The following is a 12,994-nucleotide window of genomic DNA, read 5'->3' on the forward strand; positions in this document are numbered from 1 at the left end:
CTCCAGAGATTATTTTAACAAGTTGATACTTAAACATTGCTTTCACTGGAGGTGTTATGAAAAAACCGTTTGATATGTGGAACGAACATTCGGTCTATCAAATGATGGAAAACTCCAAAAAGACCGAGTACTAAAGAGGTCTATGGGTGATGCAAGTGTTTGCTGAAATTCTTACAATCGGAGACGAACTCTTAACTGGCCACACCGTTGACAGCAACTCCGCTTACATTGCTCAAAAATTAACAGAGAAAGGCTACTGGGTGAGGAGAAAAACGACTGTGGGAGATGATGTTGAGGAGATAAAAGCTGTAGTTAGAGAGATACTCTCAAGAAAGCCTTCTGTGTTGATTATTTCTGGGGGATTGGGGCCAACACATGATGATGTCACTATGCTTGCCGTGGCAGAAGCTTTAGGCAAAAAGCTCGTTTTGAGGGAAGACTGTTTAAAGAGAATTGAGGAATTCTACCGTGAGCTTTATGAGAAAGGTCTCATTGATGATCCAAACTTAAACGAGGCTAGAAAAAAGATGGCATACCTTCCGGAGGGTGTTGAACCTTTGAAAAATACAGTTGGTGCTGCCCCAGGAGCTTACATCGAACATGAGGGTGTTAAAATCTTTGTTCTCCCAGGAATGCCAAGGGAAATGAAGGCCATGCTTGAAAACGAAGTTCTTCCAAAGCTTGGTGAGAGAAAATTCGTTCAGAGAAAGCTATTGGCAGAAATCACAGATGAGTCAAAGCTCGCCCCAATTTTGAATGAAACCCTCGAGAAGTTTCCCGTGAGGATTCACTCTTCTCCAAAGGGCTTTGGAAAATATATTGGTATAATTCTCTTTGGGGAAGATGGAGAAATCATAGAAAAGGCTAAAAAGTTCATGGAGGAAAAAGGGATAAGATTTGAAGAGGGCTGGTGATTTCATGCTTCCCCAAGAAGTTCAAGCAATCATCGACGAGATGAAAGCCGAGCGAATTCGAGGGGCAAGCTACTTAGCCAAAAGAGGTGCCGAAGCTTACCTGAAGCTTGCTGAGCTTTTGACCGGAGAAGATCTTTTTGAGACTTTAAAGGAGATGAGAACTGAGATAATAGGGGTTAACCCGACCATGGCTTCTCTCTACAACTTGATTCGTTTTATTCCTTTGACAGACAATCCAGAGTTTGTTAAAGCAAAAGCCGAGGAGTTCATAAAGCTTAGTGAAGAAGCAAAAAGGGAAATCGGCAATATCGGAAGTGAACTGATTGATGAAAACGACATAATAATCACACACTCCTTCTCTTCAACAGTTTTTGAGATTTTAAAAGCAGCAAAGATGAAGGGTAAGCACTTTAAGGTAATTCTCACAGAGAGTGTTCCGGATTATGAGGGCTTGGCTTTAGCTAAAGAGCTTGAGAAACTTGAGGTTCCCTTTGAGGTCATCACTGATTCCCAGCTTGGACTCTTTGCAAAAAAGGCAACTTTGGCATTGGTCGGAGCTGATAACATAACTAGAGATGGTTGCGTGATAAACAAAGCCGGCACGTATCTTTTGGCATTAGCATGTCATGATAACGGCGTTCCTTTTTACGTTGCGGCTGAGAGCTTCAAGATCCATCCGGAGCTTAAGGCTGATGAAGTTGAAATTGTGGAAAGAAAATTCAAGAGAAACCACTTTCTGATAAGGAACTATCTCTTTGATGTAACCCCTTGGAAGTATGTGAGAGGGATTATTACCGAGCTTGGGATTTTGGTACCTCCCAAGGAAGTTTAAAAAGAGAAAAAATCACTCCAAAGCTTTTTCAATCAATGTCCTAACGTGAATTTCCGCGTATCGAGAACGTCAGCACTGATATCTCTCGGCTTTATAGTCAAAGGAAGCTCTGTGCATCCTAATACAACACCTTCGATCCCTTGTTCATTCGTATACTTTTCTATGACATCTAAGAAATAGGATTTGATTTTGAAGTTTCCAAATGTGAACTCTTCGAAGAGTATTCTGTTTATTTCCTCAATCTCATCTTCATTTGGCACTATTACATCGAAGCCCTTCTCTTTGAGAGCTTCCTTGTAGAACGGCATTGTCATTGTAGTTTTGGTTCCTAAAAGAAGAAGCTTTCTCAGCCCTCTTTTTTAGCTTCCTCAGCAACCGCATCAATTATGCTGACCATCTCAACGTTTACAGCTTTTTGAACATCAAGAAACACCATATGGGGAGTGTTTGCTCCAATCCCAATCACTTCAGCTCCAGCTCTCTCTAAAGCTTTTGCTGCGTTTATTAGGATTCTTTTCCTCCCTTCCCAGTCATCGGGATTGTCTTTGAACTCCTTGAAGTTGATGCTGTAAACAATCAGCTCTGGATAAAAATATGGCTCAAACTTTTCTCTTGAGATTTCAATGAACTTTTTATAATAGTAGAGTGTTGATTCTGGGCTCATTCCACCGATTATTCCTATCTTTTTCACACTTTCACCTCCAAGAAGAATTAGGAAAAGGAGTTTATGAGACTTTTTAATGAAAAAATCTTCACAAAACAAAAAGCTAAAGCATCTCGACAATCTTGTCCCAGATCTTTTCAGCTAGTTCTCTCTTGTTCATTCGTGGAAGTTTTTCAGCTTTGTCTTTTGTAACCCAGTAAACCTCATTCTCCTCACTGCCAAAAGCGATCTCACCCTTGTTGGCAATCACAACATCGCTTTTGGCTTTCTTAATCTGGTTTCTTGCTTGGGCAATAAGCTCTTCCTCACTAACGCCATATTCGGCCTTAAATCCAACCAAGAACACATCTGGCTGTATCTCCTTTACTCTTTGGATTATCTTTGGGGTTGGAACCAATTCCAAAATGAGTGTTTGTCCGCTTTTTATCTTCTTTTCAGCCTTTTCTTTTGGCTTGAAATCGCTGACAGCGGCAGCTAAAATTACGATATCATATTTTTTGCTCATCAGCTCATTTTCTATTGCATGTAACATTTCTTCAACGGTTTCAACTTCAATTTGATTTTCCACAAAGCTTGGCACACTTCCCTTGGTTTTGATTAAAGTCACCTCAGCTCCTCTGAAGTCAGCCTCTTCCGCCAGAGCAACACCCATTTTTCCGGAACTTTTGTTTGTGATGAACCTTATTGGGTCAATGTATTCTCTTGTAGCTCCTGCTGTTACCAAAACTCGCTTACCCTTCAAATCCTTCTTGTGAAGCTTTTTAATAACGCGGTAAACGATTTCGTCAATGCTGGCAACTTTTGCTTTGCCTTCTTCGAATTTTGGCCCTATAAACTCGACACCAAGCTTTTTGAGCTTCTCTATATTCTCCTTCACTATTGGATGTTCATACATGCTTGAATGCATAGCAGGGGCTATCATTATCGGTGTGTGGGCAAAAGCAGTTGTTACAACTGTTGTTACGGGAGTATCATCAATCCCACATGCTATCTTTGAAATTGTGTTTGCAGTTGCTGGACACACTAAGACCAAATCTGCTTTATTCTCATGCTCCCCCACCAATTCAACATGCTCTATAAACCCGGTAATCTCAGTAACTACAGGATTTCCAGTTGCAAACTCCATTGCATGGGGATGAATTATTTTCTGGGCACTTTCGCTCATAACAGCATGAACCTCTGCTCCATGCCTTATTAACTCTCTAGCGAGCTTAACACACTCAACTGCTGCTATGCTTCCGGGAATGGCAAGAACAATTTTCTTACCAACGAGTTTTCTGCTTTTGGTTGCATAAATAAGCTTAACATGATGGAGCATAACTTTCACCAAAGGGATATCATTCTTTGTGTTTATAACGTTAAGGTTCGTGGAAAAGTAAAGTAAAATCGTAAATTTTGCTTTTTTCTGATGTGAATAACCTTCTTCAGGGTAAAAAGGAGATTAAGATAATTGATTGTTTTTACTTGAGATCGTTTAATTATTGAGCATTTTAGTACTTCAGTGTTTTAAGACAGAGTCATCTTCGAGTTTTTTCATTTCTTCTTCAGTTCCAACCCATACAACTATGACGGGCTCAATGGTTATCATGCCGTCCTTAATCATAGGTTTTATTTCACAAATTGCTTTTTCTATTTTATGACCTCTATCCACGACTTCCACTATTATTGGCATGTCTGCTGAGAGCCTCAATACATCGGCAGAGTGTAGTTTGCTTTTCTTACCAAAACCCAGAATTCCCCTATAAACCGTTGCTCCAGCCATGCCCATCTCTCTTAGCTTCTCAACAATCGCTTTGTAGAGAGGCTTACCTTTGTAAGTATCGTTTTCTCCGATGTATATCTTCAATCTCAAGGTGTTCCAGTGCTCAACTTCAACCATAAAATCACCTCCTTGCAAGTATGAATCCTAAAAACACTAAGCTGATTGTAACAACAATATTTGCGGAGATATTAATCAGAGCTAAGATGTATTCTCTCTGTCTTAAGAGGACAAAAGTCTCATAGGAAAATGTTGAAAATGTGCTTAAAGAGCCGCAGAAACCCGTGCCAAAGAAGAGCCTTGTTGCTGATGAGACATCATAGCCAAAGAACATTAGTCCATAAAAGTAGCCGAGCAGAAAGCTCGCTATGCTGTTCACCAAAAGCGTTCCTACTGGGAAGTCTTTGTAGACTGGCAGAATTCCGGATATGTAGAATCTTGTCAACGCTCCCATTGCCCCTCCAAGGGCTATTGCAACTATAAGCTTAGCGTTCATTTTTCAACCCACCTTTAGGTAGTATTCCGCAATTTCCTCCACTCTCTTGCTGAGACCATTTCCTCCCAGCATTTTGTTCTCCGACGCATAGCCAAGTATTTTTATTGCAAGCAGTCTATTGGTTGTGTAGACTTCATAGTTCTCACATGTTTTACCCTCTCATTTACTCCTTTCCCTTTTTTCGAATTGGAGATAGCAGTGGATAAGCTTTTCAATTTCTCTGTAGTCTTTCTCTTTTTTCCCAAGCATCTTCCTAAGCCTTTTGTTTTCCGCAACAAGTCCAGAAAGCTGGATTGCCAAATTCTGATTGTCCATTGCTATTCCATAGGAAGCAAACTTCAGCGGAGACCACTTGCCCTCAATCTCATAGAGCTTTTCTTCAAGCTTTCTCACTTCCTCTCTCAGCTTTTTAACGTCCATGTTGGTGTTTTCATTCAAAAACTCTCCGAGAAGAATTATTTTGAGGGCTTCATCTAACCTAAACCCGTGCTTTTCAGCAATCTTCTTAATCTTCTCAAAAGTTTCGTCATCAATTTGGAATACGACTTTTCTCCAACCTACTTCAGGCTTTACTACAATTTTCATATTCTTTCATCTCTTCTCTCAGTTTTCTGTTTTCCAGGCTGAGTTGCAATCTAAGTTTTTTCATTTTTTCTTTATCTCGCTTGGCTTTTTTGTTGAACTCTAACAGCATTTTATAGTGAGCTTCAACTTCCTTGAGCTTCTTTTCCAGCCTCTCACGCTTTTCAGCTAGATACTTAATTTCGAGAAGCTCCAGAGTTCTCTCAAGCTCTTCAAGGGAATTGAACCTCTTCTGAATTTCTCGCTTTTCCTTCCTAATTTTGTGGAATTCCTCACAGCTGACTCTAATCTCTATTTCCAAGGAAAAACCTCCGTTGTTTTCGTTTCTTTACAAAATTAACCTCCAATGGGAGACCCTTAAGGCTCTCAATAGCTTTAAGCACTGATGTGGCTTCTCTTTCTGTCGGAGCTTCTTTTGACCGGTAGTCAAATTTTTCAATAAAAGCCCTCATTAGATCTTTAGTTCTCTCAAGCTTTTCTATTTGAATTTTTCTCAGCTCTTCAGCTAGTCCTGAATTTCTTTTTTTGAGGATAGATATCAGCTCTTCATAGTGCTTTTTGCATAGAATGGCTTCTGAGTCCTTATATTCTTCAATAAGCTCGCTGAGTCTGTCAGCTAGGGCTTCTATGGTATGCTGCTCCTTTATCTCGACTAAATCACAAAGGTAGCACTTCTTCTCTTCGAGATTTTTCCCGCTTTTGAGGGAATTAATGTAAATGGAAAGCATGTGCTCGTAAATAATCGCCACTCCAAGCCCACCGTAGAGAGGGTTTGAATATGCTATCTCCTTCATTTTCCATGCATGATAAGTGCATAAGCCTAAGCTCTCTGCAAACTTCTCTCTAACGCTGGGAGTGTTGACATGCTCATAAAGTATCTGGCCGATTATGTCCTCTTCGTACTTTTTGAGTATCCTGCACACTGGACAGCCGGACTCTTGAATAGCCTCTCTTAAATAAATCCCAATCAAATCCATAGCCATTCCTCAGAAGCTGAGCAAGTCGCTCAAAGCTCTCAATGCTCTGTATGTGTTCTGGAAGTTTGAGATTCCCATCTCTAATGATCTTCTAAATCCTCCGTTGGGGTTTTGGAGAGCTCTTATGAACTTGATGTGTTCTTTTATGTATCTTGGCTTTTTCCCAAGGAGCTTCAGACCTCTTATCGCATAAAACGTTGGTTCGAGATACGGTGGTAGAGATAGTGGCACCTCTGTAAAGCCCCCATAGACTTCACACTCTTCAAAGAACCTTGTTTTTGGGATTGGGTATCCCAGAGCGTTTAGAGAGTAGAGCGCTTGGTACGTCATTGTAACTGTTGGCTGGTTAACTCCATAGCCGTTACCTTTTCTAAAGCTTTCAATGAACTCTCTAATTTTTTCTTTCATCTCATTTTCTAGCTTGTAACCTAAGATTGAAACTGCTCTGAGAACCCAATAAGTTGATTCTAAAGGCGTTGCTGCTCCAAACTCTTCACTACCCCCTAGTCCAACAGAGAACTGTCCCTCAAGGGGGTTGTACTTCTTGAAGATGTAATGAAGCTTTTCCAATGCCAAATCCACTGCTCCTAAGATTGCAAGAGCTTCGCTTGCCATTGCAAGAGCAACTGTAGCTCTGTGAGCTTGTGCTGAATTGTTCAAGAATTCAATTGTCTTTTCTTTCTCGGGAATTTCAAGATTGAGCAGATCGTAAATTTTAACGGCATAATATGTGTCATTTATGTTGGTTTCATTTAGGAGTGAGACGAAGCAGTAGCCTCCATCCTCATGGCGTCTCTTTGAGATGTAATTAATGGCAGCATTAATATCCACATATCTCCCAAGTTCATAAAGCTTCGAGCCCATTCTACCGCCTCCCAGATGTTTTATAATAATTAGCGGTTAGAACAGGCGTCATCAGCCCTTTGCGGGCGGTTCGGGCTCGAAGCCCGGGCGGACGCCATCGCCCGAGTTAACGTGAGAGAGAAAACATTTAAAGATTTTGGTTCATTGTTTAAATTAAAACCAAAAATCGGTGAAATCATGAGGACGATATGGTTTGTCTACATTGGTAACAATGAGTATAGAGACATTGTTTTTAATGCATATAGTGAGGTTAATAGATATTTAGCCGAGAATAAACTTCCTATTCGTCTAATTTTTCACTTTCCGGTGGTTAAAATTGAAAATTCTAAAGTTATTGTTGAGAACGGAGAACAAATGACCAAAAAGCTGCCAGAGCAGAATTTTCACATAGGTGGGAATAAAGATAGGCTTATGGGAACAGTTAGAGACATTGTCTTGGAGTTAAAGCCCGGCTTTACAATCACGATTGAGACAGACCAAGGTAAGGTGATAGCATACCCCCTTGAAGGCATTATTGACATCCTTTATGGATGGCTTGTGAAAACTCGTCATGAGGTTTCAGAGATTTATGAGAAGTACTATAGAAAGAAGCTTTTGAAAGAAAGCAGGGAGAAAGAAAACAAACAAGAAGAAGGACAAGACAAAAGCTTGACAAAAGAAACTGCAGAGCTTAAAACTGGAGAAAGTGACACAAAAGAAACAGAAAGCTTGAACAAGGAACGTAAAGAAGAAATTTTTGAGCACTTTTATGAAGATGACATTCCAGACACCGTTATAGGCGTTGTGAGTTTACCTCTTGTTACAAGGAATCCCTATCTTGACTTCTATGAGAAATTTTTGGGAATCCAAAAACAAATTTCTGGACTGAATATTATTGTTGTTTCTGCAAGTCCCTTCTATCACGAAAACAAGCTGATTTTCTCTGAAAGGCTCTTTAAGGCTATTTTACATGAACTGGGTCATGCTTTTGGATTAAAGCACTGTTCTGAGAACTGTGTAATGAACTCCCCCTCAACTATTGAGGAATGGGATTCAAGAATTCCGGATTTCTGTCCAAAATGCTTTTTGGAGTTGAAAAGAAATGTTGAATGGAAAGCAAATAAGCGTGATAATACCAGCTTACAACGAAGAAAAGAGAATAGGGAAAGTCCTTCAGAGGATGCCTGAATTTGTTGATGAAGTCATTGTAGTTGATGACGGGAGCAAAGATAGAACTAGTGAAGTGGCAAGGAAATTTGGAGTAAAGGTCATTAGACTGGAGCAAAACCAAGGGAAGGGCAAAGCTATGAGCGAAGGCATTAAAGCGGCGAGTGGGGATATAATTGTATTTATTGATGCTGACGGACAGCACAGGCCTGAAGAGATTATAAAGCTCGTCGAACCCATTGTTAATGGTGAGGCAGATTTTGTCATTGGTTCTCGCTTAATAAAAGCTCAGGGAGAGAGACCACTGATAAGGAAGATAAGCAATTTCATAACAACTTCTCTCATTCGTTTAAAACTTGGGATAAATGTTAGAGACACTCAAAGTGGATTTAGAGCAATAAAAAGAGAGTTCTTACCTGAGATTGAGAGCAAGAGGTATGAAGTTGAGACTGAGGTTTTGATAAAAGCCGTGAAGAAGGGTGCGAGAGTGAAGGAAGTCCCAGTCTCAATGATTTACGGCGTTGAGACTGGTCATTTTAGGTTTGAAGATATTGTGAGATTTTTGAAAGCTCTAGTTAAGTACTAGATTTGGGTTTTGTCTTATTATTTGAATGGGTTCTAATTTTTAAACTATTGCCTAAGGAAAAATTTATATCGATTAAGTGACATATTTTATAAAAATTTTTGTGGTGGTAGGATGCGTTTTTTAATAAGACTCAAAAATGAGAATTTGGAATTTAAGGTGCCATATAACCATTTGTACTATCTGCAAGGCTTGATATACAGAAGGATTCAGCGTGCTAATCCTGACTTGAGTCTGTCTCTGCACAGACCAAAGGTTCCAAAACTTTTCACGTTTTCGCTCTTCATGACCAAAGAGCGGCATAAAATAAATAGCAACAGTGAATACTTCATTGGCAGAGGAGAGGCGTTTTTCTACTTTTCCACGGCTGTTCCGGAGATAGCCGAGGCTTTCATAGGAGGTCTTTTGCAGGAGCCGGAAGTCAGACTCTGGGATGAGAAGTTTTATGTTGAGACTGTTAAGGCCTTACCAGAGCCAGTTTCATTTAATGGAAAGAGATACTCAACGCTCTCTCCAATAGCAGTCACGACCTTAAAACCCCAGTTTGGGAAGCTGAAGCATTACGACTTAGGCCCAAAGGAGCCAAAGTTCTATGAGAATCTAAAAGAGAATCTCAAGCAGAAATACCTCCTGATTTATGGCAAAAAGCCTCCAGAGGATTTTGAAATTGAAGTACTGAATGCAAAGCCCAAGCGGTTTGAGGTTAAGCCCAGGATCTTCCAGAGAGCTTGGCACATGGTGTTCAGGGCATATGGGGATGATGAATTAATTAGAGCTGGTTATTTGGCTGGTTTTGGAGAGAAGAACTCCCTTGGCTTTGGGATGGTGAAGGTTGATGGGAGGCGGAGAAATGGATGAACCGCTTCGATTTACTGGAAATTGGTTCATTGATGCTGGGATTTTAGGATTTGTGAATTTGATGGAAGAAGTTTATGGCTGGGATTTGACAAAGCTTCAGGAAAAGCTCAGAGAAGATCCAGGGAAGGTTTATTATGGGTATTTTCCTTTTGCTTATTTTTATAAGTTGTCGGGATCCGAGAAAAGAAATCTAATAAAAAAAGCCCTCAAAGAAATAGAACAATCAAACGAGAAAGGCAAGAGATTATTAGAGAAGGTTTGGTGGAACTTTATTGTTGAGGCATTCAAAGACAAGTGGATAACTTGGAAGCTAGGAAAGATGCATGAGAAGGAAATATTAGACAAAAAAGGAAAGTTAAAGCCAGAGTACAATGACGAAAAGTATAGAGAACTCATCAGAAGACGAGAAGAGGCTCTTAATAAGCTTAAGAAATGCGAGAGCTACATCCAATCAATTTTTGGGAAACGGAAGAAATTTTTTGATGGGGAGAAACACAAGTTTACACTTGAAGATCTCGAATTCCTGAAGGATACAATATTGCAACGCCACGAAAAATCCGATGATTGCCTGAGATTGATAGAGGAAGCCTTAAAGATACACAAAGAACTCAAAGAGTACCTCAAAACCCTTTGGGAGAAGGTTAGAGTTGATCATGGTGTTCTGGCAGATAAATCTCGGTTCTTTAGAATACCTGTAGATAGTAGCTTCTATAAGAATTATCTGTTTTTTAATTACAGCAAGGGAATATTAGAGCAACTTGAAGACACATGGAATCTAATTGAGGGAAACGCTGAATACTCAGAGTACTTATCTAAGATTGACAAAACGCTCAGTAAGTTCCTACCATCGGATTCGGAGTTCCCAAATATCTCCTATACTCCCTTAAGAGTAGCGCCTTTGCTGAAGCAACTGCCACATCTGTTCGTCTACCTACTTAACTTCCTAAATGCATTCACCTCTATACCTTCTGTTGGACGCGTCTTTTTCTATAGTGGAGATCTTGAGTTTACGTACTATGTCAACAAAAGGCTCAAAACGTTTGTAGAACAGGCATCAAAAGAAGATAACAAAAACATCAACCTGTTCAAGATAACATGGCAAGCTGTTATTGACATTCTTGTGGAATACAAATCGAAATGGGCTCTGGAGAATATGTACCTTGTCCAGTATCGTAAGGTTCAACAACAGGACTTAATCGGAGTCGAATACATAGGCATTCCAAAGCTCCACGCATCAATACTTCTTGATGACACAATTAGGGATGCTCTGAACACATCTATAAGAGTCGGGGATGAGCGGAAATGGCTCCTCGAAGAATTTCTTAAACAAAAACCCTTGTATCCACTCGTTCAAATGCACCTCTGGACTAGTATAAAGACTGGCCCTATTGCAAGTTTGAGAACGCTCCTTTATGCTCTTGCTGTTGACGCAAAGCTGAAAGAACGGGCAAAGCCTGAACCAGTCTTCAAGCCTATCTTTGAGAACCCTGATAGAGTCGTTCAGGACATTCGAGAGTTTTATGAGGCAATGAATATTGCAAGGCTTAACATCTCTAGGGCTCTCGGCGAAGAGAGGAAGAGATACATTCATCCGCTCTTCTCGGCACTGAGGAAGCACAACAGGAACGCCTTTGTGAACATTCTTCTGAAAGCCTTAACTAAGGCAAAAGAGAAAGAAACTATCAAATATCTAACGGGCTATCTTATCAACAGAATTCTTCTAAACGATCCAGCTTGGGAGGATTTTGCCCTTGCACTCCTTGTTGGTCTTGTTGGAGGGGGTTCATATGCCGGTTCCAGAATGGAAAGTTCGGAAGATTAGGGATATTACTTCTGAGGTTTTGGGAAAGGCTGGTTCAGAAAACTACAGGCAGAAACTTGTTTTTGATCTACTGAATGCAATAAAGGCAAACGACCAGAGGAGGTTTTTCTGGATCCTCCTTAGAGCTCTAAACGCACACTCTAAGGACAGTCCCAAAGCAATGGAGCTGGCTAGGTTACTTGGTGAAACTTTTCCACTTTCTGAGTCTGATTTTGAAAAGGTTTCGTATTCCATCGTGCTCGGTATAATGGCAGGAGGTGGTGAATGATGGGAAGGTTCTTGGTTATGGACGTGGTCTTTTACGGGAGTTCTTTGAACTACGATCAAGGAAGTGGGAACTACCAAGAGCTCAAGAAGATAACCCGTTGGGACGGTAGGCAGTACACTCTCGTGAGTAGGTATGCGTTGAGGTACAGCCTTCTTGAAACTGGGCAGAAACTTGGACTTTGGGAGGTTGCTGATGGAGCTAAATTTGTAGAGAGTGGAACTGGTGATAAGACCGTTATCCAGCCTGCAGTGGACTTATTATTCAACGGAGACATCCTTTTATATCCTGAATTTGATCTCTTTGGATACTTAATAACCTCGCTGACTCCACAAGCATCACGAGTTTCTCCAACCAAGCTTAGCCATGCAATTTCGTTAACACCGTTTCAGTACGATACTCAATTTGCCGGAAATCTTGGACTCGCAAAGCGGAGACTCCCAATAAAGGGGAAAATGGACATTAACATTTTTACAATTGAAGAGCACTTCACATATTACATATACTCTATTGTTGTCGATGTGGATGCCCTCTGTAAGAATGAAGTCTACATAAGCGCTAAAGACAAGGATTGGACTGCAAAAGTCACCGAAAACAATGAAAGTTACATTCTAGAAATTTCAGGAAACAAGGCTAAGAAAGAAGGAATAAATAGCAAGTATGTTATTCCAAAAGAAAGAGTTGTGAGAATCAAAAATTCTCAAGGAAATCATGTTAACGCAATTATAAGAACCAGAGTAGAAAAAATCCTCGACAGAGACAACAAAACAGTACTTGTTTATCACTTAATCCAGGAGCTATCTTCCCCAGAGATCAATATTAGAGCAGAACGCCTTAAGAAACTCCTAAAGGCTGTTCTCCACCTCAAGCGCTCCATTAAGGGTAGAGAAGAAGATCTGAGACCAAGACTTCTTGTTCTCGGTGTATACAAGAACAAGCCTTATCAGACTTTCAAGGACAGAATTGAGCTTCTTGATGAATACACGGAAGAAGAATATGACGAAATCGAGGAAGTTGAGGAGAATGGCAAGAAAATACTCAGAGTGAAACATAGAGTCTCAAAGAGCAGAAAGCCAGTCTTTAGGATACATGGCATCAAGAACACTCCTCAAGAACTCAACGAAGAAGACATTCTTGATGCAGTAGAGAAGCTCTTCAATGAGGAAAAAGATTTCGCAGAGGTGAAGGTGTTCAAAGATCCAATGATAGAAGTCAAACTCGAGTGATGGCTT

At 40.3% G+C, this 12,994-nt stretch carries 15 protein-coding genes, 1 pseudogene and 1 riboswitch; of the genes and pseudogenes, 8 read left to right on the forward strand and 8 right to left on the reverse strand.

Annotated elements, in window-relative coordinates; translation table 11 throughout:
- Positions 1-155: 155 nt before the first annotated feature.
- Positions 156-914, forward strand: a complete 759-nt coding sequence (locus TES1_RS02810; protein ID WP_042680010.1) for a molybdopterin-binding protein — start codon at positions 156-158, stop codon at positions 912-914.
- 4 nt (positions 915-918) lie between these two features.
- Complete coding sequence (locus TES1_RS02815) at positions 919-1,746, forward strand: translation initiation factor eIF-2B alpha/beta/delta subunit family protein (protein WP_042680012.1); 828 nt, start codon at positions 919-921, stop codon at positions 1,744-1,746.
- 12 nt (positions 1,747-1,758) lie between these two features.
- Here TES1_RS02815 and TES1_RS02820 read toward each other — a convergent pair.
- The 8 genes and pseudogenes from TES1_RS02820 to TES1_RS02855 all read right to left on the reverse strand — a co-directional run bounded on the left by TES1_RS02820 (position 1,759) and on the right by TES1_RS02855 (position 7,088).
- Positions 1,759-2,437 (reverse strand): annotated as a pseudogene (locus TES1_RS02820) (aspartate/glutamate racemase family protein).
- Between the two features lie 76 nt (positions 2,438-2,513).
- A complete protein-coding gene (coaBC, locus tag TES1_RS02825) occupies positions 2,514-3,728 on the reverse strand; it encodes a bifunctional phosphopantothenoylcysteine decarboxylase/phosphopantothenate--cysteine ligase CoaBC (protein WP_042680014.1) in 1,215 nt (404 codons plus the stop codon).
- A gap of 180 nt (positions 3,729-3,908) precedes the next feature.
- Positions 3,909-4,289, reverse strand: coding sequence for a DUF190 domain-containing protein (locus TES1_RS02830; RefSeq protein ID WP_042680016.1), 381 nt, complete (start codon positions 4,287-4,289; stop codon positions 3,909-3,911).
- A 4-nt stretch (positions 4,290-4,293) separates the two neighbouring features.
- A complete protein-coding gene (gene crcB, locus TES1_RS02835; protein WP_042680018.1) occupies positions 4,294-4,665 on the reverse strand; it encodes a fluoride efflux transporter CrcB in 372 nt (123 codons plus the stop codon).
- Between the two features lie 159 nt (positions 4,666-4,824).
- The gene (locus TES1_RS02840) at positions 4,825-5,250 is read right to left on the reverse strand and encodes a hypothetical protein (RefSeq protein WP_042680021.1); all 426 of its coding nucleotides are present in this window, start codon (positions 5,248-5,250) and stop codon (positions 4,825-4,827) included.
- Positions 5,228-5,548, reverse strand: coding sequence for a hypothetical protein (locus tag TES1_RS02845; RefSeq protein ID WP_042680024.1), 321 nt, complete (start codon positions 5,546-5,548; stop codon positions 5,228-5,230). The genes TES1_RS02840 and TES1_RS02845 overlap by 23 nt, the downstream gene beginning before the upstream one ends.
- Positions 5,532-6,230: a DUF6062 family protein gene (locus TES1_RS02850; RefSeq protein WP_227738505.1), complete on the reverse strand. Its 699-nt coding sequence runs from the start codon at positions 6,228-6,230 to the stop codon at positions 5,532-5,534. The genes TES1_RS02845 and TES1_RS02850 overlap by 17 nt, the downstream gene beginning before the upstream one ends.
- Before the next feature lie 3 nt (positions 6,231-6,233).
- On the reverse strand, positions 6,234-7,088 hold the full coding sequence (locus TES1_RS02855) for a prenyltransferase/squalene oxidase repeat-containing protein (RefSeq protein ID WP_042680027.1): 855 nt from the start codon (positions 7,086-7,088) through the stop codon (positions 6,234-6,236).
- A 35-nt stretch (positions 7,089-7,123) separates the two neighbouring features.
- Positions 7,124-7,199: riboswitch (Fluoride riboswitch) on the reverse strand.
- Positions 7,200-7,265: 66 nt separating this feature from the next.
- Here TES1_RS02855 and TES1_RS10710 point away from each other — a divergent pair.
- From TES1_RS10710 to cas7i, 6 genes are all read left to right on the forward strand, one after another.
- Positions 7,266-8,255, forward strand: coding sequence for a zinc metalloprotease (locus TES1_RS10710; RefSeq protein ID WP_051408163.1), 990 nt, complete (start codon positions 7,266-7,268; stop codon positions 8,253-8,255).
- A complete protein-coding gene (locus TES1_RS02865; RefSeq protein ID WP_042680028.1) occupies positions 8,170-8,820 on the forward strand; it encodes a glycosyltransferase family 2 protein in 651 nt (216 codons plus the stop codon). The genes TES1_RS10710 and TES1_RS02865 overlap by 86 nt, the downstream gene beginning before the upstream one ends.
- Before the next feature lie 111 nt (positions 8,821-8,931).
- A complete protein-coding gene (cas6, locus tag TES1_RS02870; RefSeq protein WP_042680029.1) occupies positions 8,932-9,675 on the forward strand; it encodes a CRISPR-associated endoribonuclease Cas6 in 744 nt (247 codons plus the stop codon).
- Positions 9,653-11,497, forward strand: a complete 1,845-nt coding sequence (locus TES1_RS02875; RefSeq protein ID WP_042680030.1) for a hypothetical protein — start codon at positions 9,653-9,655, stop codon at positions 11,495-11,497. The genes cas6 and TES1_RS02875 overlap by 23 nt, the downstream gene beginning before the upstream one ends.
- A complete protein-coding gene (locus tag TES1_RS02880; protein WP_042680031.1) occupies positions 11,463-11,765 on the forward strand; it encodes a hypothetical protein in 303 nt (100 codons plus the stop codon). Before TES1_RS02875 ends, TES1_RS02880 begins: the two co-directional genes overlap by 35 nt.
- Positions 11,765-12,988 carry a type I-B CRISPR-associated protein Cas7/Cst2/DevR gene (cas7i, locus tag TES1_RS02885; protein WP_042680033.1) on the forward strand — a complete coding sequence of 408 codons (1,224 nt, stop codon included), beginning with the start codon at positions 11,765-11,767 and terminating at the stop codon, positions 12,986-12,988. Before TES1_RS02880 ends, cas7i begins: the two co-directional genes overlap by 1 nt.
- Positions 12,989-12,994 lie beyond the last annotated feature (6 nt).

It is taken from the genome of Thermococcus paralvinellae, assembly GCF_000517445.1.
Lineage (GTDB): Archaea > Methanobacteriota_B > Thermococci > Thermococcales > Thermococcaceae > Thermococcus_B > Thermococcus_B paralvinellae.